The 22924-nt window shown below is 44.6% G+C and carries 28 protein-coding genes; all 28 read left to right on the forward strand.

The window, feature by feature from the left end; translation table 11 throughout:
- Positions 1-59: 59 nt before the first annotated feature.
- Positions 60-437: a RidA family protein gene (locus tag BMW43_RS00360; protein ID WP_091743408.1), complete on the forward strand. Its 378-nt coding sequence runs from the start codon at positions 60-62 to the stop codon at positions 435-437.
- 317 nt (positions 438-754) lie between these two features.
- On the forward strand, positions 755-1156 hold the full coding sequence (locus BMW43_RS00365; RefSeq protein ID WP_091743409.1) for an Asp23/Gls24 family envelope stress response protein: 402 nt from the start codon (positions 755-757) through the stop codon (positions 1154-1156).
- Positions 1157-1208: 52 nt separating this feature from the next.
- Positions 1209-1754, forward strand: coding sequence for an alkaline shock response membrane anchor protein AmaP (amaP, locus tag BMW43_RS00370; RefSeq protein ID WP_091743410.1), 546 nt, complete (start codon positions 1209-1211; stop codon positions 1752-1754).
- A gap of 14 nt (positions 1755-1768) precedes the next feature.
- A complete protein-coding gene (locus BMW43_RS00375; RefSeq protein WP_091743411.1) occupies positions 1769-1996 on the forward strand; it encodes a DUF2273 domain-containing protein in 228 nt (75 codons plus the stop codon).
- Positions 1997-2123: 127 nt separating this feature from the next.
- Positions 2124-2531 carry a transcription antitermination factor NusB gene (gene nusB, locus BMW43_RS00380; RefSeq protein ID WP_091743412.1) on the forward strand — a complete coding sequence of 136 codons (408 nt, stop codon included), beginning with the start codon at positions 2124-2126 and terminating at the stop codon, positions 2529-2531.
- Positions 2532-2541: 10 nt separating this feature from the next.
- Positions 2542-3483, forward strand: a complete 942-nt coding sequence (locus BMW43_RS00385) for a Kae1-like domain-containing protein (RefSeq protein ID WP_091743413.1) — start codon at positions 2542-2544, stop codon at positions 3481-3483.
- Between the two features lie 64 nt (positions 3484-3547).
- Positions 3548-3688 carry a hypothetical protein gene (locus tag BMW43_RS20995; protein WP_177173417.1) on the forward strand — a complete coding sequence of 47 codons (141 nt, stop codon included), beginning with the start codon at positions 3548-3550 and terminating at the stop codon, positions 3686-3688.
- A 78-nt stretch (positions 3689-3766) separates the two neighbouring features.
- On the forward strand, positions 3767-4990 hold the full coding sequence (xseA, locus tag BMW43_RS00390) for an exodeoxyribonuclease VII large subunit (RefSeq protein WP_091743414.1): 1224 nt from the start codon (positions 3767-3769) through the stop codon (positions 4988-4990).
- Entirely contained in the window at positions 4971-5246 is a 276-nt protein-coding gene (xseB, locus tag BMW43_RS00395; RefSeq protein ID WP_091743415.1) for an exodeoxyribonuclease VII small subunit, read from the forward strand. Before xseA ends, xseB begins: the two co-directional genes overlap by 20 nt.
- Positions 5246-6124 (forward strand): polyprenyl synthetase family protein, encoded by an 879-nt coding sequence (locus BMW43_RS00400; RefSeq protein ID WP_091743416.1) that lies wholly within the window; start codon positions 5246-5248, stop codon positions 6122-6124. The genes xseB and BMW43_RS00400 overlap by 1 nt, the downstream gene beginning before the upstream one ends.
- A 10-nt stretch (positions 6125-6134) precedes the next feature.
- Entirely contained in the window at positions 6135-6590 is a 456-nt protein-coding gene (locus BMW43_RS00405; protein WP_091743417.1) for a divergent PAP2 family protein, read from the forward strand.
- Between the two features lie 196 nt (positions 6591-6786).
- Positions 6787-7590: a TlyA family RNA methyltransferase gene (locus tag BMW43_RS00410; RefSeq protein WP_091743418.1), complete on the forward strand. Its 804-nt coding sequence runs from the start codon at positions 6787-6789 to the stop codon at positions 7588-7590.
- A 122-nt stretch (positions 7591-7712) separates the two neighbouring features.
- Positions 7713-8570, forward strand: a complete 858-nt coding sequence (locus BMW43_RS00415; protein WP_091743419.1) for an NAD(+)/NADH kinase — start codon at positions 7713-7715, stop codon at positions 8568-8570.
- Positions 8571-8572: 2 nt separating this feature from the next.
- Complete coding sequence (gene mnmM / locus BMW43_RS00420) at positions 8573-9175, forward strand: tRNA 5-(aminomethyl)-2-thiouridylate-methyltransferase MnmM (RefSeq protein ID WP_091743420.1); 603 nt, start codon at positions 8573-8575, stop codon at positions 9173-9175.
- Positions 9147-9602 (forward strand): arginine repressor, encoded by a 456-nt coding sequence (argR, locus tag BMW43_RS00425; protein WP_091743421.1) that lies wholly within the window; start codon positions 9147-9149, stop codon positions 9600-9602. The genes mnmM and argR overlap by 29 nt, the downstream gene beginning before the upstream one ends.
- A 49-nt stretch (positions 9603-9651) precedes the next feature.
- A complete protein-coding gene (recN, locus tag BMW43_RS00430; protein WP_091743422.1) occupies positions 9652-11364 on the forward strand; it encodes a DNA repair protein RecN in 1713 nt (570 codons plus the stop codon).
- A gap of 134 nt (positions 11365-11498) precedes the next feature.
- On the forward strand, positions 11499-12836 hold the full coding sequence (gene spoIVB, locus BMW43_RS00435; protein WP_091743423.1) for a SpoIVB peptidase: 1338 nt from the start codon (positions 11499-11501) through the stop codon (positions 12834-12836).
- A 95-nt stretch (positions 12837-12931) separates the two neighbouring features.
- Entirely contained in the window at positions 12932-13705 is a 774-nt protein-coding gene (gene spo0A, locus BMW43_RS00440) for a sporulation transcription factor Spo0A (RefSeq protein ID WP_091743424.1), read from the forward strand.
- A gap of 156 nt (positions 13706-13861) precedes the next feature.
- The gene (sigG, locus tag BMW43_RS00445; RefSeq protein WP_091743425.1) at positions 13862-14635 is read left to right on the forward strand and encodes an RNA polymerase sporulation sigma factor SigG; all 774 of its coding nucleotides are present in this window, start codon (positions 13862-13864) and stop codon (positions 14633-14635) included.
- 13 nt (positions 14636-14648) lie between these two features.
- Positions 14649-15242 (forward strand): stage II sporulation protein R, encoded by a 594-nt coding sequence (gene spoIIR / locus BMW43_RS00450; RefSeq protein ID WP_091743426.1) that lies wholly within the window; start codon positions 14649-14651, stop codon positions 15240-15242.
- A gap of 100 nt (positions 15243-15342) precedes the next feature.
- Positions 15343-15603 (forward strand): YlmC/YmxH family sporulation protein, encoded by a 261-nt coding sequence (locus tag BMW43_RS00455; RefSeq protein ID WP_091743427.1) that lies wholly within the window; start codon positions 15343-15345, stop codon positions 15601-15603.
- 233 nt (positions 15604-15836) lie between these two features.
- Entirely contained in the window at positions 15837-16307 is a 471-nt protein-coding gene (gene nrdR / locus BMW43_RS00460; RefSeq protein WP_091743428.1) for a transcriptional regulator NrdR, read from the forward strand.
- A gap of 15 nt (positions 16308-16322) precedes the next feature.
- On the forward strand, positions 16323-18335 hold the full coding sequence (gene nrdD, locus BMW43_RS00465; RefSeq protein ID WP_091743429.1) for an anaerobic ribonucleoside-triphosphate reductase: 2013 nt from the start codon (positions 16323-16325) through the stop codon (positions 18333-18335).
- A gap of 24 nt (positions 18336-18359) precedes the next feature.
- Positions 18360-18857 carry an anaerobic ribonucleoside-triphosphate reductase activating protein gene (gene nrdG, locus BMW43_RS00470; protein WP_218140576.1) on the forward strand — a complete coding sequence of 166 codons (498 nt, stop codon included), beginning with the start codon at positions 18360-18362 and terminating at the stop codon, positions 18855-18857.
- Positions 18858-19025: 168 nt separating this feature from the next.
- A complete protein-coding gene (locus BMW43_RS00475; protein WP_091743431.1) occupies positions 19026-20750 on the forward strand; it encodes a TIGR03960 family B12-binding radical SAM protein in 1725 nt (574 codons plus the stop codon).
- A gap of 14 nt (positions 20751-20764) precedes the next feature.
- Positions 20765-21574, forward strand: coding sequence for a peptidoglycan editing factor PgeF (pgeF, locus tag BMW43_RS00480; RefSeq protein ID WP_091743432.1), 810 nt, complete (start codon positions 20765-20767; stop codon positions 21572-21574).
- Positions 21575-21754: 180 nt separating this feature from the next.
- Complete coding sequence (locus tag BMW43_RS00485; protein ID WP_091743433.1) at positions 21755-22453, forward strand: YggS family pyridoxal phosphate-dependent enzyme; 699 nt, start codon at positions 21755-21757, stop codon at positions 22451-22453.
- A gap of 26 nt (positions 22454-22479) precedes the next feature.
- Complete coding sequence (locus BMW43_RS00490) at positions 22480-22914, forward strand: cell division protein SepF (RefSeq protein WP_091743434.1); 435 nt, start codon at positions 22480-22482, stop codon at positions 22912-22914.
- The last annotated feature ends 10 nt before the right edge of the window (positions 22915-22924 follow it).

Below are 22924 nucleotides of genomic sequence, written 5' to 3' on the forward strand. Positions count from 1 at the left end.
GTTATGGAAATTAATATATGATTAATTGTAAATTAAAGATCATAAGCGAGGGATTGAGTATGAAAACCGTTATAAATACCGACCGTGCGCCACAGGCCATCGGACCCTATTCACAGGCGATTAAAGCAAATGGTTTTTTGTTCCTGTCCGGACAAATCCCCTTAGATCCTATTAGCGGGCAAATTGTATACGGTGGTACAGTGATGCAGACCTACCAGGTTTTAAATAATATAAAGGTCATACTGGAAAAAGAGGGCTTGACGTTTGCCAATGCAGTCAAAACAACCGTATTTTTGAAAGATATAAGTGATTTTGCGGATGTAAATAAAGTGTATGCGGAATATTTTACGGAAGAACCGCCGGCCAGAAGCTGTGTTGAAGTGGCCAGATTGCCGCGGGATGTGCAGATCGAAATAGAAGTGATTGCTGCCTACTAATCGGCAAAACGGAAGCGTATAGCTCGGCTTTTCTAGTGCTCCGCCAAATTTGAAAGTGCAATTACATTTGCGGGGATTTTTCACAAAACAAGGCGGAAGAGACGCGCTTATTTGAGCATAGGTAAGCCGCTGACAACAAAGCCTTACGGAAAAGACCTGTAAAGAACCTGTAGTTTCACAATTGGTGGGGCACTCGTATGTAATTTGTAAAGATGAGGAATATTTGGTATAATTATAAGTATTATATACTGATATCCACCTTAAATTGCAGATAATATACAGCATTTTCCAATAATCGTAAGATAGGGGGGTTGTGATTGAGTAACCAGAACCATGTCGTAAGAAATGAATCGAGTGATGTGGGGGCTATCCGGATAGCCGATGAAGTGGTAGGAATTATTGCAGGTATGGCCGCAACGGAAATTTCGGGCGTAGCAGGAATGAGCGGAGGCCTCGTAGGCGGCATTGCCGAAATGCTAGGGAAAAAAAACCTGGCTAAAGGGGTCAAAGTGGAAGTCGGAGAAAAAGAAGCGGCCGTAGATTTATATATTATTGTAGAGTATGGGGTACGTATTCCCGATGTCGCTCTGCAGGTTCAGGAGAATGTGAAACGGGCTATTGAAACGATGACAGGACTGGATGTTGTGGAAATTAATATTCACATTCAAGGGGTTGGATTTGGGCAAGATAATAAAGATGAGGACATTCGTGTACGGTAATACACTACCTAAAACAGAACATGGAGCTTAGCTGGCTGGGAAAGGAGCCGTTATGGGAATCATTGATCGTGTCATTCTTTCAATTTATACACTACTATTAGCGTTCTTATCTTTAGGCGTAATCTTAATTTCTTTACGCCTAATTTCTTTAGAATGGGTGCAGACAAGCATTGCCTATCTGTATGGTCATTGGGAAGCCGGTCTGGTTGCTGCTGTCTTTTTTCTTGTAAGTGTCCGGCTTTTATTAGCAGGGGTGCGTTCACGGGCCGAACGGTCAAAAAACACCATAGTTCACCATACCGACATGGGGGATGTTAACATATCTTTGGATGCCGTTAGGAATCTGGTGGAAAAGATATCGAGAAACACACGCGGTGTTCGTGGTGTCAAAGTATTTGTTACGCATGACGAACAAGGCCTTAAAGTAATGCTGCGCGCCGTTATTAGTCCGGAAAGCAATGTTCCCAGTGTATCTGCCGAAGTGCAAAGACGGGTTCATGAATACATCAAAAATACAGTCGGTGTTGAATTATCCCATATACATATCCTGGTTGAAAATATTTCTAATGAATTTAAGACCAAACATCGTGTGGAATAAGATGAGGTGATACGATGAACTCCAAGCTATTGGCAGAAATATGGCAAAATCATAGTGGGAAAATTTCGGGAGCTGCGATTGGCTTGCTAATCGGAATTTTTATTATTACCTTCGGCTTTTTCCGCACAATTTTCGTATTATTATGTATGATAGCCGGTTATGTTATAGGAAAACGTATTGATGAAAAAGAAGATATTATGGATATATTGGAAAAATTGCTGCCGCCCGGATATCATCGCTAGACTCTGCGTCACTTAAACCAGTAGATAGGGAAGCTGGGCGAAAAAGACTGCAAGAGGATCCATGTGTTTAGGTGACAAAGAAGGCTAGTCACTTAGTTGTATTTAACTTTTAGAAAAGAGGTATTATATGAGTCGCCGGAAAGCCAGGGAAATGGCATTACAGACTTTATTTCAACTTGATTTTAATTCTGCCGATTATAACGATGCGCTTGGATTGGTATTTGACGAAAATCTGCAGGTAAGTGCCAAAGCAAAAGAATATACCGAGCAGCTTGTCCAGGGAACGCAAGCTCATCTGGAGGAAATAGACAATATCATTTCAAAGGTCTCCAACGAATGGAAGCTGGAACGTATGACAGGTGTCGACCGTAATATCGCTCGCATCGCCGTTTATGAAATGACCTATAGCGAGGAAAAGCTGCCTCCCAATGTGGTAATCAATGAAGCGGTCGAACTGGCCAAAGCATTTGGTACGGAGGACTCCAGTCGTTTTGTGAATGGTATTTTAGGTTCTCTGGTAAAAAGCCGGCAGTGAGGACATTACTATGACTCGCTGCTATCTAGGAATTGATACCAGTTGTTATACAACATCAGTGGCCATTTTCAGCGAGGCCGGTCATTTAGTCGCTGAAGCCCGAAAATTACTAACCGTTAAAGCTGGTGGCCGTGGCCTGGCGCAATCTGAAATGGTATTTCAACACTCGCGCAATTTGCCGCCGCTGTTAGAACAGGCGCTGACTTCCATTCAGGATGAACGGGTTCTCGCTGCCATTGGGGTATCTGCCTATCCCCGTCCTTTGCCGGATTCTTATATGCCGGCTTTTCTGGTGGGGGAAGGCTATGCCAAGGCGCTGGCCTGTATGCAAAACAGCAGGTTATACCGGATCAGCCATCAGGAAAACCATATCTTAGCCGGCATTTGGTCAGCAGGCGGACCGGCTGGTAACAATTTTTTAGCTGTCCACGTCTCCGGCGGGACGACAGAAATTGTCCGAGTTAGCAAAACCAGTCCGATGAGCTTGGAAAGGCTCGGCGGCAGCTCTGATTTGCATGCCGGTCAATTTATTGATCGTGTAGGTGTCGCGATGAGACTTCCTTTTCCTGCGGGACCTCATTTAGAAAAACTAGCAGCTCAAGGTCATGATAATCCTCTTTTGTTGCCTGTTGCAGCCCGGGGATTGCAGATTAGTTTTTCCGGACCTGAGTCTCACGTAATGCGTCTTTTACCTAAAAATCCTGATTTTGCGGCGCTAGCTGCCGGCGTGGAGATTTGTGTCGCAGAGGCTTTGTATAAAATGATTCGCGAGGCAATAGGACAGACTGGTCTTGAGGAAGTTCTAATGGTGGGCGGTGTTATGTCCAATTCCTTCATTCGGCAATATGTTTCTAAAAAATTAACCGCCGAACGGGCGAAACTGTATTTTCCACAAAGAGAATTCAGCAGTGATAATGCCGTTGGTGCGGCATACTTCGCTTCTATACAATAGCACGCTTACCGGATTCTTCGCATATGCTACTAATAAGAAGAGCTATGCGGAGGTGCACGGGTATATGTTGGCATATATTGTCGTAGGCGCAGCCATAGGTACTTTTATCGGACAATTGCTGCCGCCGGGAGGTTTTATTGGGTTTGTTGTCGGTACGGTTACCGGCTTTTGCGTACAAAAATATATTTCTCACAGAAGTTTTTGATATGACGTTGTCTCATCTGCATTTCAGGCTTCTGTCTGTTTTTTTTTGTGCATTATACCAAATGTTAGGATGATGGCTTTGAAAGTATATACGGTCAGTGATATTACAAAATATATTAAACAAGCCTTTGTTAGGGACGCCATACTTTCATCCGTCTATATTAAAGGTGAAATTTCAAATTATAAGCAGCATTATTCCGGACATTGCTATTTTACTTTAAAAGACAGCAATGCGACAATACGGGCCGTTATGTTCAAAAGCCGGGCACAGTTTCTCCGCTTTAGACCGCATGACGGGTTGCAGATTATTGCCGGAGGTCAGATTTCCGTTTTTGAACGGGACGGGCAGTACCAATTGTATGTTGAACAATTATTACCCGATGGTGTCGGTGATTTAAGCCTTGCTTTTCAACAATTGAAGGAAAGACTTTCAGTAGAAGGATTGTTTGATGAAAGCCGGAAACGGCCTTTGCCTATGTTGCCGCAAAGAATCGGCATTGTTACCTCGCCGACGGGGGCTGTACTGCGGGATATCGTTACGGTTTCCAAACGAAGACATCCCGGCATTTCTTTAACTTTGTTTCCAGTCAAGGTACAAGGACCGGAGGCGCCAAAAGAAATTGCCCGCGCCCTTGCCGTGTTAAACCGGCTAAAGCAAGTCGATGTAATCATTGTCGGTAGGGGCGGTGGTTCGATCGAGGAGTTATGGGCATTTAATGAAGAGGAAGTCGTCCGCAGCATTGCGGCTTCTGAAATACCGATAGTATCGGCAGTAGGTCATGAGACAGATTATACTCTTTCCGATTTTGCGGCAGACAGACGGGCTGCCACTCCCTCGCAGGCTGCCGAGCTGATTGTCCCCGATGCGGCAGAATTGCGCCGCTATGTACAAGCATTGCGTGACATGCTGATAAAAGATATGTATCATATAATTGATAGCAACCGGACTTGTGTTCTGAAATATATTGGCAGCCGTTCCTTTACACAGCCTTATGAACTGATTAAAGATAAGCACCAGCTGGTTGACGAACTTGTGCAACGGCTGGTGCAGGCAACTGGTAAAACCGTCGTTACCAAACAGCATGCATTTAAACTGCTGACGGAAAAATTGTTGGTATTGAATCCTTTATCCGTATTGGCACGCGGTTATAGTATTACCCGTACGGCCGAGAAGGAAGTTGTCCGCTCCGTCCGAGATGTCGTTCCCGGTCAAGAACTGGAGATTGTTCTGGCACAAGGCAGTCTTACTGCTAAAGTGATTACCGTGAGAGAAGGAGAACCCCGTGAAAAAGAAAACCACTGAGTTAGCTGAAAACCAAACAACCGGAAATGAGCTATTGTTTGAAGAGGCATTGCAGAAATTGGAAGATATCGTGAAACAACTGGAAAAAGGCGAACTGTCGCTTGACGAGTCGCTTGCCCGTTTTTCGGAGGGAGTTCTTTTATCCAAAGCCTGCCTTACCAAGCTAAATAATGCCGAACAACAAATAGATACAATATTGCATGAGGAAGAGGGCATAATGGTAGAAAAACCATTGCCTTTGCAGGAGGATATGTAATGTTACGCAAGTACATTCAGGAAAAAAGCGCACTCATCGACCTGGCTTTAGAAGAATTTATTCCGGAATATAACGGATATCCGGCAAAAGTCTTTGAAGCCATGCGCTATAGTCTGTTAGCAGGTGGTAAACGCCTGCGTCCCGTCTTATTGATGGCTGCCGCCGATGCCGTTGGCGGTCAGGGAGCCCGTTACCGGCATGTTGCCTGTGGTTTAGAAATGATTCATACCTATTCCTTAATACATGATGACCTGCCCAGCATGGACAATGATGACTACCGGCGCGGCAAACTCACCAATCACAAGGTGTTTGGTGAGGCAATTGCCTTGCTGGCAGGAGATGGTCTGCTCACGGCTGCATTTGAAATCATGCTGGCCCAGCCGGAGGTTGCACCGGCGGTATTGCTCCAGGTTGTGAGGGAAATAGCCTCGTCTGCCGGCGCAACAGGCATGATTGGCGGGCAGACAGTTGATTTATTGTCGGAAGGAAAAATGATTGATATTGCTACCTTGACGTACATGCATCAGGCCAAAACCGGTGCCTTATTCAAGGCTGCGCTGCGTGCCGGCGCCATGCTGGCAAATGCACAAACATGGCAGGTAGACGCATTGACTACCTATGCGGAAGAATTTGGCCTGACTTTCCAAATCACTGATGACATTCTTGATGTAACAGGTGATCAAGCGAAAATCGGCAAGCCGATCGGCAGTGATGAAAAAAATCAAAAGGCTACCTATGTCTCGCTCTATTCACTGGCAGAGGCCCAGAGTATGGCGGAAGCTGCCGGACAGCGGGCACTTTCTGCTTTGGACAAGTTTGGTCCTGAAGCCGACATATTGCGCTTGATGGTTCGCTATGTTCTAACCCGCGAGAATTGAGGTGCTTACAGTGTCTGAGTTTCTGACTTCCCTGGGACATAACATTATTCTCCTAAGTGCTTTTACAGCCTGGCTAAGCGCCCAATTACTAAAAGTACTTACTTCTTTTTTAGAGCACCGCGAGTTTAATGCTGAACGGTTGGTCGGCTCGGGCGGTATGCCAAGTTCTCATACGGCTCTGGTAGTCAGTTTGGCTTTTGCTACAGGCTTACAGGATGGCTTTGCTTCCTCCACCTTTGCCATTGCTGTCATCTTAGCGTCCATTGTGATGTACGATGCGGCCGGTGTGAGAAATGCAGCCGGTAAACAGGCTAAAGTCATCAATCGTTTGGTTCATCAGATGCGGGTCGAACATACCCTGCCTGACATAAAACTGAAGGAATTACTGGGACATACGCCGTTAGAGGTTTTAGCCGGTGCCGCTCTAGGTATTTTAGTTGCCTATGCGTTTGATATTTTTCGCTGAATAAGTTTATCTAGGGAACCACTGATTAATTCACACTGCACATCCTGGCGGATCTTTTTCCGTCTGGCTGCGTCAGCAAAACCTTGAAATAGGGACCGCTATTCCTGCGGTTTTACTTCCTTGCCAGCCGAAAAAATCTCTCGTCAGGCCGGCAGGCTCATTTAATCAGCGGTTCCCTAGAGACGAAAGGATACATATGAGTAAAGAGCGTTTGGATATTTTATTGACCACCCAGGGCTTGGCTCCCAGCCGCGAACGGGCCAAGGCCTGTATCATGGCCGGACTGGTCTTTGTCAACGGTCAAAAAGTGGACAAGGCCGGCACTTTGGTGTCCACCACGGCTAACCTCATCGTCCAAGGCGACAGCATTGGCTATGTCAGTCGTGGCGGCTTGAAATTAGCTAAGGCCCTGGCGTATTTTCAGATTGATATGACCGGAAAAGTCATGGCTGATATTGGTGCATCAACCGGTGGCTTTACTGATTGTGCTTTGCAACATGGCGCCGCTAAGGTTTTTGCTATTGATGTTGGTTATGGACAACTAGCCTGGTCTTTGCGAACCGATGAGCGTGTCGTTAACATGGAAAGAACGAATATCCGCAATGTGACGGTTGATATGCTGGGTGTTTACTTGGACTTTGCTACCATTGACGTGGCATTTATATCTTTAACCAAAGTTCTGCCCGTAGTAAAATCGCTACTGGCAGAACACGCTACTGTTATCGCATTAATCAAACCTCAATTTGAAGCAGGCCGGGAAAAAGTAGGGAAAAAAGGTGTCGTAAGGGATGCCAGTGTTCATATAGAGGTTATTACACATATTATAGAGTTTGCCAGGGAGACGGGGTTAGTACCAATGAGCCTGACTTTTTCCCCGGTAAAAGGACCGGAAGGTAATATTGAGTATTTAATTCACTTGGCTAATTTTCCTACGGAAGATGTACTTACCAGTCAGGTAATCGCCGAAGTGGTTGCCAATGCCCATGGGACTTTATCTTAATCAGGCAGATTATACAGGTTTTAGATAAATAGTAATAGTCCGTCATCTAGGAAACATAGCTGATTTTTCATTCAGCTTTTACGTGACGCACGGTACTAGTTGGATATGATGGGGGATGGACCTTGCTGACTTTTGCTTTATTTCCTAACTTCAAAAAAAAAAATATTGGTAATGTACTATCCTGGGTTATCGAGTATCTGCGTAAAAACCAGGTACGGGTCCTGTTGCCGGAAGAAATGGCAAAAACAGATACATATCAAAGCCTGACCCATCCTTTTGAACAGGAGCCGAGCCAGGATATTACACTGGCCCTTACCCTGGGAGGCGACGGCACTTTGCTTAGCACCGCCAGAAAGATTGCACCATACGGAATTCCGCTTTGCGGTATTAATATGGGGCAACTGGGTTTCCTAACGGAAGTGGAACTGCCGGAGCTAAGTGTAGCTTTAGACAAATTGATTGCCGGAGCGTATACTACGGAAAACCATGTCATGCTGGAGGCAATAGTTTGCCGTGGCAAGAAGACCATCTATGTTTCCTCCGCCTTAAACGATGTTGTTGTGACCCGCGGCGGTTGTTCCCGTATGATCCGGTTAAATTTGTATATAAACCATGCTTTAACGGCAAACTACTCGGCTGATGGCTTGATTATTTCCACACCTACCGGTTCCACAGGCTATTCTCTGTCAGCCGGCGGTCCGATCATAAAACCCAGCCTGAATGTATTATTGATAACTCCCATATGCCCTCATACATTAAATTCACGTTCACTGGTAGTTGCCGACACTGAAGAAATGCTGATCAAACTGCAATCGGTATCGGATGATATCGTGTTAACCTTAGACGGTCAAACGATTTACAAGCTATTGACCGGCGACCAGATAACCGTTAGACGTTCCGGATTTTCGGCTCAATTTGTCAAATTTAATGATCAAAATTACTATGGGAAATTACATAGTAAGCTGCGAAGGGGCAAATGAAAATGCAAACCTTAAACGCCGTTCAAATGGCGCAGCGACTATTGTTGTCTAAGGTTCAACAAGCGACCTGCCTAGTCGATGCTACCATGGGAAAAGGTGGCGATACACTGTTTTTAGCCCGTAACTCTTCTCCCGCTGCCACGATATATTCCTTCGATATTCAAGCTGCAGCGATAAAGCAAACACAGGAACTACTGATTAGGCACGGTCTTGAACAAAAAGTCAAACTGATTTCAGCCAGCCATGCAACGGTTGGTGAACATGTCGGCTTAGGAACGCTTGAGGTTGCTATGTTTAATCTGGGGTATCTCCCGGGAGGGGATCATCTGCTGATTACCAGGCCACAGACAACTCTTGCGGCACTACACATCTGTCTGCAGCGGTTGCAGGTAGGTGGTTTGGTTTCTGTTGTCGCTTATCCGGGGCATACGGGGGGAAATGAAGAGACACAGGCAGTAGAGGCTTTCCTGGAAAAATTACCGCAAAGCATATTTACCGCCTGCTGCTGGAATGTGATCAATCATACCAAGTATCCACCCCGGTTATATATAATTGAAAAGACGAGAGGTGAATTTTTTGAAGGGGATACGGCACGCAAAGATTAAGGAAATCATTGAACATAAAGTAATTGAGACACAGGAAGAATTGGCGGAATCCTTACGCAAAGAAGGTATTGAGATCACCCAGGCCACTGTTTCCAGAGACATTAAAGAATTAATGCTAATTAAGGTTCCTGTTGGGGACGGACGATACCGGTATGCGTTTCCCTTAGAACAAAACGTGATTTTTTCTCAGGCGAGAATGGCGCGTATGTTCCAAGATTCTGTTCTGCTCCTGGACCATAGCCAGAATATGATTGTCTTGAAGACTCTTCCAGGGACGGCACAGGCGGTTGCCTCCACTATTGATTGCGCCAAATGGTCGGAAGTGTTAGGAACCGTTGCCGGTGATGATACCATTTTTGTTGTAGTAAAACCGCCGGACGCAGTTCCCATGGTGTTAAGCAAATTTCAGAATTTGTTACAACAATAGTTTGCTCATGATACGGTTAGACGCTTTAGTTTAGAGGAGATGGATGTGGATGCTAAAATCGCTAACCATTACTAATTTTGCCTTGATTCAGCAAGTATCTGTAGAATTTTCAGAGGGACTGAATATTTTAAGCGGCGAAACAGGCGCCGGCAAATCAATCCTTATTGATGCTTTGGGCATTATCCTGGGGGAGCGGGCCTCTGCCGACTTTATACGTACCGGAACCGAGTTTCTCCGGGTAGAGGCTGTATTTACCATTGAGCAAATGGCTTCTGTTATGGAATTGTTGGATGAGCAGGGAATCGTCCCGGAAGAAGGCAACATCATTATAAGCCGCAAAGTGACTCGTAATGGCAAAAATACCATTATACTTAATGGCTGCCACATTACCCTGGCTGTTTTGCGGCAAATTGGCGAAAAACTGGTGGATATGCACGGCCAGCATGAAAACCAATCTTTGCTGAAACCGGAAATCCATATTCACCTGCTCGACTTGTTTCAGCATGACATTCTGCCGGTTTTGCAGAGCTACCAAGAGATATACCGAAACTGGCTAAAGGCGAAGGAAGAGCTGGCCAGGCTTGAAGCCCATTCCCGCGAACGTGAACAACGACTGGATATGCTTTCCTGGCAAACAAAGGAAATCTCCGCCGCAGCGCTTCAGGTAAATGAAGACCGTGACCTGGATAATGAAATACGTATATTAGCCAACGCCGAACGAATTGCCAGGGCTATCAATCACGCCCATCTCTTGCTGGGAGAAGGCCTTGGCGACCAGGGCGGTATCATTGCTCAATTGACGGAAGTAAAAAAGGAACTGGAGTCCATTGAACGCTTTGATGATGACCTGCACCCGATCATTGCAGCGATTACGGAAGCCTTATATCAATTAGAAGAAAGCACCAGCGATATAGGCAGCTACCAGGATACCATTGAGTTTAATCCCGAACGTTTGGAAATGTTGCAGCTGCGGGCCGACCTGATTCACAAGCTAAAAAAGAAATACGGAGCAACGATCGAAGACGTTCTGAGCTATTATGAGCAAGCCGAAAAAGAACTGTATACCATTAATCATTATGACGAACAAATCGAAAAATTGGTTCGCCAGCGGGACAGTTTATTTGCTGAGCTCCAGGCTGCTGCAGCCAAGCTGGGTACATTGCGAAAGCAGTCGGGGCGAGAGCTGGGTAAGGAAATAACCGAACACCTTGCTCATTTGGGGATGCCCAAGGCTAACTTTACTGTTCATATCACGTCTAGTGACCGATTAGGAACGGATGGCGCCAATGACGTGGTGTTTTTATTCTCGGCCAATCCTGGGGAAGAACTAAAACCCTTGCATAAAATAGTCTCCGGTGGTGAACTATCCCGTATCGCACTAGCTATTAAAGCTGTTTTTTCGCAAAAGGACGAGATCCCGACCCTGGTCTTCGACGAAGTGGATGCCGGTGTTGGCGGAGAAATGGCCTTTCGCATTGCGGAACGAATTAGTCTGATCAGTGCCAGCAAACAGGTGCTATGTATCACCCATTTGCCGCAAATTGCCTGTATGGCGGATACACATATTTATATAGAGAAGGTTGTGGAAGAGGAACGGACGACTACTTCGCTTCGCCTGTTAACGGAAGAACAACGGCTAACCGAATTGGCCCGGATGGTTTCCGGTACAGAGATTACTCCGATTGCCTTGGAAAATGCGCAACAAATACTGGAAACTGCTAAAAATAAAAAAGAAAAATGGAAAAAAACAGAGAAACTTTGAGGTTTCTCTGTTTTTTTTAATATAATCGCCTTAAATAAAGATAAATGATAAATAATGCTATTAATTCCGGAATAATCCCCTAAAAAAACAGGTAATCTATAAACGAAAATTGCGAAGGGATGTGATGTAAAAAAATGCATAAAAGCCGTCGGCGGTCTGTTACGGGGATAATGATTGTATTACTCATTCTCAGCTTTTGCTTTTCACCACAATTTCGCAACATCTATAATCTTCCGCCGCACATCAATATGATTGAAGGGGAAACAACTTTTTTTCCTATTAACTTTCCTTTGACGATTAAAATATATAAAAATACCAGTTATGAAATGAGCTCCCCTGTTTATGCATTTTCAAAAGAAGTGGCTCTATCATCACAGACTATCGGTAAAACCGTTGTTGAGTTTAAATTGTTGGGAATTTTTCCTTTGCGCAGTATTCAAGTGGATGTGATTCCAGCTATTAAATTAATTCCTGGCGGGCATTCGATTGGTGTGATTTTGCACTCGCACGGCGTACTTGTCGTCGGCAATTCGCCAGTGCAAAATCAGGAAGGTCAGCTTGTAACACCGGCAAGGGATGCGGGAATTGAGCTCGGTGATACAATTATAAGTATTAACGGAGTGACCGTTAACAGTGACGCTCAGGTAGCTGATATAATTGACAATAGCGGAAAAAACGGACGACCTTTACAAATGATTATTAAACGAAACACGGAGGAAATGAATGTAACTGTTTCACCGGTATTATGTAACGAAACTAGGCGTTACCGGATTGGACTTTTTGTTAGAGATAGTGCGGCCGGAGTTGGTACACTTACTTTTTACGAACCCAAATCGCGGGCCTATGCTGCTTTAGGACATGTGATTGCCGACAGTGATACCAACCAGCCTATTGATTGTGATCAAGGTAAAATTGTATTGGCTACCATTTCGGGTATACAGCAGGGAAAGCGAGGCCAACCGGGAGAAAAAATCGGTGCCTTTGTTGAGGACAATGAAATAGTAGGAGATATTAAGAAAAATACCACCTTCGGCATATATGGCCAGATGAAAACCAATTTGACCAATGAGCTGTATCCGGAAGCTTTGCCTGTCGCCTCCATGAATCAGGTACAAACAGGGCCTGCCGAAATTTTGACCGTTATTGATAACCAAAAAATAGAAAAATTCAGTGTAGATATTCAAAAAATCAATCTGCAAGAGGCTCCTAGCAGTAAAGGACTGGTTATTAAGGTTACCGACCCCCGTTTACTAGAAAAAACCGGCGGAATTATTCAAGGAATGAGTGGTAGCCCTATCATTCAAAATGGAAAACTAATTGGCGCAGTAACTCATGTCTTTGTACATGATCCCACCAAAGGCTATGGCTGCTTTATCGACTGGATGCTGATGGAAAGCGGATTAATTCCAAAAACAGAGAAACAAACGGTAGGGAAATTATTCACTTTTTCCTTACCGTTTGTTTTTATGTAATAACTCTTACATATTGTATTTATTTTCCAAAAGAGGAAGGAAATCACGTAGCTTTGTCGAATTGTATTTTCATAAAACTACAGGGAGGAAAAGTAATGACAAAAGAAGTAATTAAAGTGGCAATTGCTGATGATAACCGTGAATTTGCTGCAATTATGCAGGAATTTCTTACTCAGCAGGAAGACATCGAATTGGTAGGGATAGCGTATAATGGAGAGCAGATTCTGACAATCATTCAGGAAGCTAAGCCTGATGTAGTTATCCTGGACATTATTATGCCGCATTTGGATGGCATTGGTGTATTAGAACGGGTTAATACTTTCACTGGAAAACGTCCTAAAATCATCATGTTGACTGCTTTTGGACAAGAAAGCATTACTCAGCGGGTTGTGGAACTGGGTGCGGATTATTACGTGTTAAAGCCATTTAATATGGAAGTCTTAGCTAGCCGAATCAGACAGTTAGCCAGCACGATTACTTTGCAGCGACCTGTAGTTGCTCAGGCAATAAAAGCTCGTCCCGTCGATGTAGAGGTTACTAATATTATCCGCGAGATTGGCATTCCGGCTCATATTAAGGGTTATCAATATTTACGTGATGCAATCATGATGATTATCGGTGAAATTGAATTGCTTGGGGCGGTCACCAAAGTCCTGTATCCCATGATTGCCCAAAAATACTCAACGACTCCCAGCCGGGTTGAGCGGGCTATCCGTCATGCGATTGAAGTCGCCTGGAGCCGTGGCAATATGGAAATGATCAACCGGATTTTTGGTTATACCATTAAACTGGAAAAAGGTAAACCTACCAATTCTGAATTTATGGCGATGATTGCCGACAAGCTCAGAATGGAGATGCGCGGCGCTTAATAGCAGTCAGACAAAAGTTAAAGGATATTCGAGGCATTTCTCATGCCCGGATATCCTTTTTGCTATTTTCCCCGATGAATAAAAGGCAATTTGATTGGCAATAATCCTCCTATAGGAACGAACAAATACGGTGCAGGGAGATAGGGAGGATTCACAGTGATAATTAATAAGGTTGAGATATGTGGTGTTAATACAGCCAAACTCCCGGTTATTTCCGCCGGCAAAATGCGTGAATTGTTTGAAGTCATGCAGCAGGGAGAAAAGTCTGCACGAGAACAGCTTATTTACGGCAATCTGCGTTTGGTTCTGAGTGTCATACAACGGTTTAACAACCGCGGCGAATATGTTGATGATTTATTCCAGGTTGGCTGTATCGGTCTGATCAAGGCCATTGATAACTTTGATTTATCACAGAATGTCAAGTTTTCCACTTATGCAGTACCCATGATTATCGGTGAAATAAGAAGATATTTACGCGACAACAATCCGATACGGGTAAGCCGTTCGATGCGGGACATCGCGTATAAAGCATTGCAAGTACGTGATTCCCTGGTAAGCAAATATTCCCGGGAGCCTTCCATCAATGAAATTGCCGATGAATTAAAGATACAACGGGAAGAAATCATTTTTGCCCTTGACGCCATTCAGGAGCCAATCTCCCTATTTGAGCCCATTTATCATGATGGTGGTGATCCGATCTTTGTTATGGATCAAATCAGCGATGACAAACACCAGGATTTTAACTGGCTAGAGGGAGTGGCCATTAAGGAAGCACTGCGTAAATTGAGCGAACGGGAAAAGCATATTCTTACATTACGCTTTTTTGAAGGAAAAACACAAATGGAAGTCGCCGATGAAATCGGTATATCGCAAGCTCAAGTTTCACGTTTGGAAAAGGCCGCATTAGGTCATATGCGTAAATACATTTAATTGGGGAGTAACTATGAAGAAAAAAGTGTTGGCAGCTGCCATCGTGCTGTTTATAATTTTGGGCTGGAGCTTCTTTCTAAAAGAAAATAACAGTCGTTCTACTTTGCTGGAAACCAGTCAGGGACTTATTCGTCTGCATGTACTGGCTAACAGTGATAGTCCGGAAGACCAACAACTGAAACTGAAAGTTCGCGATGCCATACTTGCTTATTTGTCACCGCAACTGGAACAGGCAGGCTCTAGTGATTCGGCCAGAAGTATTATTTTAAATAATAAAGACAAACTGGTTGAGATTGCCCAACAGGTCATTAAGGAAAACGGCGCTGACTATTCGGCCCAGTTGGAAATGGGGATGTTTGATTTTCCCATAAAATCATACGGAGACTTGATATTGCCGGCCGGAAAATACGAAGCAGTACGGATCTTAATTGGGGCTGCCCAAGGAAAGAACTGGTGGTGCGTCTTATTTCCTCCGTTATGTTTTATTGATATCACCAATGCGGCAGCGGCAACTCCCCAAGCAGGAACTGACACTCAGGAGCAACCGGGCAAAGATCGTATTGAGATCCATTGGAAGTTGTGGGAAGCCCTCCAGCAAAAATCATAAATCAGAAAAAATATATGAAAACTCTTCCATTATTAGGCACATTTACAATCAGGTAAACATATAGTGTATAGAGCTAGGCAATGGAGGAGTGAGCGGGATTATGGTAAAGACATCGGACTTGAAATTAAAAGAAGTCGTAAATGTAATCGACGGAAAAAGATTAGGGACGATAACTGATATTGAGATTGATATAGAAACCGGTAAGCTTACAGCAATTATTGTACCCGGACATGGTAGGTTTTTAGGCTTCTTTGGCCGCAACGACGATGTAGTCATTACCTGGGATAAAATAACCAAAATCGGCTTTGATGTGATTTTAGTAGAAGCACCCCATTTTAATGGAACTAAGCAGATTGAATAAACCTGTAGCAGCCAGTATACCGACAAAAATAAACCTCCTGCAGAAAAAAGCGCAGGAGGTTTATTTTTTGCCTAAGCAATAAAAAAGTTCAATTTAAAGCAGGAATAATACAATATATGGAGTAATTTAATATATAAGAACACAACATGTAGTGTGCCATAGGTAAACCTTTTATATTATACCAATATTTTGTTTCTTATGCAAATAAAATAACAAGGGGGGAGAACTTTGTTATGCGTTGTCCATTTTGTGGCTTTGCCGAAAGCAAAGTAATTGATTCACGCGCAGCGGAAGAAGGAAATTCCATACGCCGTCGTCGTGAATGTTTGTCATGTGTAAAACGATTCACTACTTATGAAGTAGTGGAGGAATTGCCTTTGATGGTGATAAAAAAAGACGGACGTCGCGCTATTTTTGACCGTGGGAAATTATTGAATGGGCTATTGCGGGCTTGTGAAAAACGCCCGATTCCTTTGGCTGTTATTGAGAAAATTGCGGAACAGGTTGAAAAAGAAAGCAGAAACAATATGGAGCGGGAAATAACGACCAGGCAAATTGGCGAAATGGTTATGGAGCAGCTAAAAGAGATTGATCAGGTAGCCTATGTACGTTTTGCATCGGTGTACCGGCAATTTGCGGATATTAACAATTTTATGTCCGAACTGGAATTGCTAATGAAACAAGGATCTAAAGAAAAGCTATAAAGTGAGGAATCGAACGTGTTTACAAAGATAAAAAAACGGGATGGCCGCGAAGTTAATTTTGATGAAGCAAAAATAACAGAGGCAATTTTCAAGGCTGCCAAGGCGGTTGGCGGAGCGGACAAGCAGCTGGCGATTGAATTAACCTTGGATGTCTTAAAGTATCTTAAGCGGGAATACACTGGGCGCACTTTTACGGTTGAAGATGTGCAGGATGCGGTTGAAAAAATTCTGATTGAGAAGGGTCATGCCAAGACAGCAAAGGCTTATATCATATATAGAAATAAACGGACAAGCATACGGGAAGCGCAGTCTTATCTGATGGATGCCGTGGCGGAAATACTAGTGGAAACCAGCCGGGAAAATGCCAATGTATCCAATTCTCCTTCGGCTAAGATGCTGCAAATTGCCAGCGCTGCCAGCAAAGCCTATTATCTTAATCGATTGATTCCGGAAAATATAGCGCAGGCCCACACACGGGGAGACATCCATATCCACGATCTTGATTTTTACGGCAAAACGCTGACTTGCGTACAAATTCCACTAGGCAGATTATTAACCAATGGCTTTAATAATGGTCACGGCTATATACGTCCGCCTAAACGTCCTTCTTCTGCAACCGCTTTGGCAGCCATTGTTTTGCAAAGCTCGCAAAATGACATGCACGGCGGACAATCTTTTGCGTTTTTTGACCGCGATATGGCTCCCTTTATGGAAAACGCGACGGAAGAGGAAGTATACCAGGCAATGGAGGCATTAATCTATAACCTCAATTCCATGCACAGCCGGGCCGGTGCTCAGGTGCCGTTTTCCAGTTTAAATGTAGGCACCGATACTTCACCGGCCGGACGCAGAGTAACCAAAAACCTTCTGCTGGCCTACGAGAAAGGACTTGGCCATGGCGAAAACCCGATATTCCCTAACATCATCTTCCGGGTAAAAGAAGGGATTAGTCTTAATCCCGGTGATCCCAACTATGATCTGTTCAAACTGGCAATCCGGGTAGCCGCCCAACGGTTAAACCCGACTTTCAGTTTTATGGACTCATCCTTTAACAAAGAGTATAATGATCAAGTAGGTTATATGGGATGCCGCACCCGGGTCATGTCCAACATCTGCGGGCCGGAAGTGACTGATGGGCGGGGTAATTTAAGCTTTACTACCATCAATTTGCCGCGATTGGCAATCAAAGCGGAACGGGATTTGGTTAAATTTTATCAAAGCCTGTCCGATCTGATTAATCTAACCTGTGAGCAGCTCTTCCATCGTTACCAGGTGCAGGCGGCCTTAAAAGTAAAGGATATGCCCTTTTTGATGGGACAGGGGCTCTATTTGGATTCCGACAAGCTATTGCCCAATGATACCATCGAAGATGTGATCAAACACGGCTCCCTGTCGGTCGGCTTTATTGGTCTGGCGGAAACGCTGATCGCCTTAACCGGTAGTCATCATGGCGAAAGTACGGATTCCCAGGTTCTAGGTGAGGAAATTGTTGCCTTTATGCGCAACAAAGTAGATAAAGCGGCCGAAAAGTACAATTTGAATTACTCGCTCCTGGCGACGCCGGCTGAAGGCCTGTCGGGAAGATTTATCAAAATGGATCGCCGGGAATACGGACTCATCCCCGGTGTTACTGATAAAGAATACTACACTAATTCTTTTCATGTTCCCGTCTCATACTCTATTAGCGTATTTGAGAAAATGAAAATTGAAGGCACTTACCATAAATATACGAATGCCGGCCATATCAGCTATGTGGAATTTACTTCGCCTCCCGTCAATAATCTTAATGCAGTAGAAGACATTATCCGCTATATGAAAGAGTGCGATATCGGATATGCAGGAATTAATTTCCCCATAGATTTTTGTGAAAGCTGCGGGCAGCTTGGCGTCATTGATGACGAATGCTGCCCTGCCTGCGGTTCCGTCAAAGTGCGGCGTGTACGCCGGATCACCGGATATTTAAGTACAGTCGAAAGATTTAATGACGCTAAATCCCGTGAGTTGAATGACCGGATTGCTCATGTGTAAGCTACAAACAGGGAGATGGATACATTGATTCGTTACGCAGATATAGTTGGTGAATCCATCGTAGATGGTGTCGGCATTCGGGTGTCTGCTTTTTTACAAGGCTGTCCCCGTTATTGCCCAGGCTGTCATAATCCGAAGCTGCTGGCTGCCGAGGGAGGAACTTTAGTGACAGAGGAGGCTTTTGCCGGCTTATTGCTAAAGAAGATAACGCCGTTGCATCAGGGTATCACCTTTACTGGTGGTGACCCGCTACTGCAGCCCGAGGCTGTCCTGAAAGTCATCCTGTTATTGCGAAAAAGCGCTCCCCGGTTAAATATTTGGCTGTATACGGGGTATACTTTTGATGAGGTATGTCACTGGGAGATTATGCAGTATATTGATGTTTTAGTTGACGGACCGTTTATCCTGGAAAAGCGGGATATTAGTCTTCCCTGGCGTGGATCCAGCAATCAACGAGTTATTAACGTGCCGGACTCACTGCGGAGCGGCAAAGTCGTGGAAATGCTGTTTGAAAGTCATTGATTGATTTTAATCCATAGTTTCAACAAAACAGTGGTTCTCTAACTTGACAGCTACCGGCTAAAAGAATAGGCTTACAACAGATCATATAAGGCTTGTTCTTTTATGGGTTGTAGGTCTATTCCGCTTTTATCGGTCCGGTTAGAAGATATATGTATTGGGGTTGATCGGTTGTCCTGGCTTCTAAAAGAAAAATTAAAAAATCAATTAACCACGGAAAAGGGAGCAAAAATATTCGCTCCAGGTTCCCGGAACGGCTTTGCTTTGGTGTATCCCAACACCTATTACGTGGGAATGTCTAACCTAGGCATGCATATTATTTATAAATGCATTAATGACAGGAAGGATACTGCCTGTGAGCGTGTTTTTCTGCCTGATAAAAAAACCGAACAGGAGTATCTGCGCACCAACACGCCGTTGATGACATTAGAAACGCAGCGTCCGTTGTATGAGTTCCCTTTGATTGGTTTTTCAGTTACCTTTGAAATGGATTACTTCAACCTTATCAAGGTACTGGACATGGGCAAAGTTCCTGTTTTGGCCGCCGAAAGGACGGAGACCGATCCATTGGTTATCATTGGCGGCCCTTGTGCTACCTTCAATCCGGAACCGTTAGCCGATTTTGTGGATATATGTATTATCGGTGAAGGTGAGGAAGTCATCCAGGATCTGCTGGATACCTATTATGCCGAGCGTCATAAACCGCGTAAGGAGCTTTTAGCAGCATTAGCGCAAATTGAAGGTATCTACGTTCCCGGATTTTCGACTTTTCACTATGACTCAAACGGCAAAATCACTGCCCGGGAAACGACACCAGGAATTCCGCCTATTACCAGACGGCGCTGGATTAAGAATTTAGAGCAGTTTGAAGCACAAACGGTTATTGTCACAGCAGACACTGAATTTGGCTCTATGTTTCTGATTGAGGTTGCCAGAGGCTGTGGACGTCATTGCCGGTTTTGCATGGCTGGGTATTGTTTCCGCAATCCACGGATTCGTTCACTGGCAAGAATAAAACAAGCTATTGGGCAGGCTAAACAGTTAAATCTGAAAGTCGGCCTGATGGGGGCCGCCATATCGGATCATCCGAATATCGATGATATTTGCGAAGAAATCGTGCAGCAAGACTTGAATATGTCGGTAGCCTCCCTGCGGGCTGATTCACTGACCCCACGCTTGGTCAAAGCCCTGGCGGTCAGCAATCACAAAACGGTAACCTTAGCCCCCGAAGCGGCCAGCATCAGAATGAGGGATGTAATTAACAAGGGCATCACTGATGAGCACATGTACCAGGCAATCCACCTGGCCATCGCTGCCGGAATCCATAATATACGGCTCTATATTATGATCGACCTGCCTTTTGAGCGGGATGAGGATATTGAGGAAATTATCCTGATGGCCCGAAAGTTTAAGGAGTATATGAAAAAATTAGGCAGCGCCGGTAAATTGACACTAAGCATCAATCCCTTTATTCCTAAACCGTTCACTCCGTTTCAATGGCTTGCGGTTTCTCCCGTTGCCACAATTGAAGCTAAATTAAAACACATTCAGACCTCACTAAAAAAAGATAAAAATATCGAAGTATTGGCGGAAACCCCCAAGGAATCCAACATTCAAGGCATCCTGGCGCGGGGCGACCGCCGTCTGGGTTCAGCTTTACTAACCGCATACCGGTTAGGCGGTTATAAGCACTTTAAGCGGGCAATGCGGGAATATAACCTGCAGGAAGAGTTCTATCTCTATCGCACCAGGGATGAGGCGGAAATATTTCCCTGGAGTCACCTGAATATGGGCTTTCATGCCGAATATCTCTGGCAGGAACTGCAGCGGGCCGATAGCGGGCAAACGACTCCGCCCTGCACCAACCATTGTACACGTTGTGGAGTTTGTAATTGAAGGGAGGAGCTACTTTGGGAACGTTCTCAATCCAGCATAGGGAGGGTATCTGGAATGGTACCTTTAGTCACTTTAGCGCTTTTGGTCTGAAACATGGCGTTTCTGCCAGGCTGGGAGGAGCCAGCAACGAGCCGTTTACTTCTTTAAATTTGGCTCTTCACGTAGGGGATGACCCGGATACCGTCCGGATAAACAGGCAGTTATACTGCCGGACGCTGGATATTCCTGCTGCAGCCCTGGTGACAGCCGAGCAAATACACAGTGACTCGATTCATCTGGTTACCGCACAGGATTATGGCCGGGGAGCCATCAATTACCAGGAAGCCTTCCCGGAAACCGACGCATTGATTACTCAGGTTCCGGGGATTCCCTTGATGTTGTTTTTTGCTGATTGCGTACCGGTGCTTATTTTTGATCCGGTACAGCGGGTTATTGCCGTAGTACACGCCGGCTGGAAAGGCACGGTGGCCCTATTGGCCCGTAAAACAGTTCTAGCGATGCAGAGCTATTGCCAAACACAGCCCGAAGACTGTCTAGTGGGCATAGCTCCTTCGATTGGTCCTTGTTGTTACAAGGTAGATACGCCGGTCATCGAACGGTTAAAAGCAAGCTTCGTTCATTGGGAGTCGCTGCTAAAAAAGGAAGAAACTCATTGGAAACTGAATTTATGGGAAGCCAACCGCCAGCAATTACGGGAAATAGGTGTAAAGGACGAAAATATTATCAATAGTCAGGTCTGCACTGCCTGCAATTCCAGTCTGTTCTTTTCTTATCGTAAAGAGCAGGGAAAAACAGGACGTTTAGCAGCATTTATCATGTTGTAACCGATTAATAATTAGACCTTGCCTGCAATGATTAGTTATTGTTGAAGGTAAGGTTTATTCTATTTACCATAACCGGATTTATTTTTTCAATTTATAAAATAATTTATGGAATATAAGAGGTAACTAGAGGAAAATTATGTTTATTCGAGAATAATATATATATCCGGCAGGAGGATTATTATGTCTATACGGAATTGTCTAAATCAAATACAGGAAAATATTGAAAAGACCTTACAGACAAGAACGGTCCCGCCGTTATGTCCGGATAGTGGTGTAAAGTTACTGGCCATTACCAAGAATCAGGGCGTGCCAGTTATCGAAGAAGCCATTCGTAACGGAATTACAGCCATTGGTGAAAATCGGGTGCAGGAAGCGCTGCAAAAGCACGCGGCGTTACCTGAAGTGGAGCTTCATCTCGTAGGTCATCTGCAAACAAATAAAGTAAAGCAGGCTGTGCGCCTGTTCCACCTGATTCACTCCATTGACAGTGAAAAATTAGTCATTGAAGTTGACAAAGCTGCCGGCAGTTTTAATACGTGTCAGGATATACTGCTGCAGGTTAATGTCGCCGGAGAGGAAACCAAGTATGGTGTAACGCCGCAGGAGGTTATTTCGCTAGGACGCCGCATCAGTGATTTGGAACATGTGCGCCTCTGCGGACTGATGACGATTGCTCCCTACTATGAAACTCCGGAAGAAGCGCGTCCTATTTTTAGTGAAATGTATCAATTGTTCAAAGAACTGGAATCCTGTCAGTTTCCCGGCCATCATCTGAAATGGCTGTCGATGGGGATGACGAACGACTACATAGTTGCAGTGGAAGAAGGCGCCAATATCGTGCGTATTGGTACCGGTATTTTCGGGCAAAGACAATATTAAAGGTCAGAAAGAGGAGGCATACGTATATGAAGTTTATGGAAAAGGTATGGGGCAGCTTAGGTTTATTTGAGCCACTGGAGCCCGAAGAAGAACGTGCAACAAAGGTGGAAGAACCTGAATACAAACAGAAAAAACTCGGCAGTAATAATATAGTAAACTTACCTACTGCGCAGAAACAAATGAAAGTAATGGTTGTCGAGCCATTTTCTTTTGATGACGCGCAAACGGTAGCTGATTATCTAAAAAACAGAAAACCGGTGGTTGTAAATTTTGAAAGCAGTGAAAAAGAAGTAGCTAAACGCATGATTGATTTCATCAGCGGGACTACGTATGCCTTGGGGGGAACAATACAGAAAATCGGCAACGACATTTTCCTATGTGCCCCGACCAATGTTGATGTCTCATATAGCTCGCATGAGGATAGCGGTGACAAAGTTATCCTGCCTTGGGCCAATAAGTGAATTTTCTCTA

This window comes from Propionispora vibrioides, assembly GCF_900110485.1.
GTDB classification, from domain to species: Bacteria; Bacillota; Negativicutes; order Propionisporales; family Propionisporaceae; genus Propionispora; species Propionispora vibrioides.

Excerpts from the sequence above, each read along its gene's own strand:
- BMW43_RS00360 (WP_091743408.1), top strand. The coding sequence starts at position 60 with ATGAAAACCGTTATAAATACCGACCGTGCGCCACAGGCCATCGGACCC.
- amaP (WP_091743410.1), top strand. The coding sequence starts at position 1,209 with ATGGGAATCATTGATCGTGTCATTCTTTCAATTTATACACTACTATTA.
- BMW43_RS00375 (WP_091743411.1), top strand. The coding sequence starts at position 1,769 with ATGAACTCCAAGCTATTGGCAGAAATATGGCAAAATCATAGTGGGAAA.
- nusB (WP_091743412.1), top strand. The coding sequence starts at position 2,124 with ATGAGTCGCCGGAAAGCCAGGGAAATGGCATTACAGACTTTATTTCAA.
- BMW43_RS00385 (WP_091743413.1), top strand. The coding sequence starts at position 2,542 with ATGACTCGCTGCTATCTAGGAATTGATACCAGTTGTTATACAACATCA.
- BMW43_RS20995 (WP_177173417.1), top strand. The coding sequence starts at position 3,548 with ATGTTGGCATATATTGTCGTAGGCGCAGCCATAGGTACTTTTATCGGA.
- BMW43_RS00400 (WP_091743416.1), top strand. The coding sequence starts at position 5,246 with ATGTTACGCAAGTACATTCAGGAAAAAAGCGCACTCATCGACCTGGCT.
- BMW43_RS00410 (WP_091743418.1), top strand. The coding sequence starts at position 6,787 with ATGAGTAAAGAGCGTTTGGATATTTTATTGACCACCCAGGGCTTGGCT.
- mnmM (WP_091743420.1), top strand. The coding sequence starts at position 8,573 with ATGCAAACCTTAAACGCCGTTCAAATGGCGCAGCGACTATTGTTGTCT.
- recN (WP_091743422.1), top strand. The coding sequence starts at position 9,652 with ATGCTAAAATCGCTAACCATTACTAATTTTGCCTTGATTCAGCAAGTA.
- spoIVB (WP_091743423.1), top strand. The coding sequence starts at position 11,499 with ATGCATAAAAGCCGTCGGCGGTCTGTTACGGGGATAATGATTGTATTA.
- spo0A (WP_091743424.1), top strand. The coding sequence starts at position 12,932 with ATGACAAAAGAAGTAATTAAAGTGGCAATTGCTGATGATAACCGTGAA.
- spoIIR (WP_091743426.1), top strand. The coding sequence starts at position 14,649 with ATGAAGAAAAAAGTGTTGGCAGCTGCCATCGTGCTGTTTATAATTTTG.
- BMW43_RS00455 (WP_091743427.1), top strand. The coding sequence starts at position 15,343 with ATGGTAAAGACATCGGACTTGAAATTAAAAGAAGTCGTAAATGTAATC.
- nrdR (WP_091743428.1), top strand. The coding sequence starts at position 15,837 with ATGCGTTGTCCATTTTGTGGCTTTGCCGAAAGCAAAGTAATTGATTCA.
- BMW43_RS00485 (WP_091743433.1), top strand. The coding sequence starts at position 21,755 with ATGTCTATACGGAATTGTCTAAATCAAATACAGGAAAATATTGAAAAG.
- BMW43_RS00490 (WP_091743434.1), top strand. The coding sequence starts at position 22,480 with ATGAAGTTTATGGAAAAGGTATGGGGCAGCTTAGGTTTATTTGAGCCA.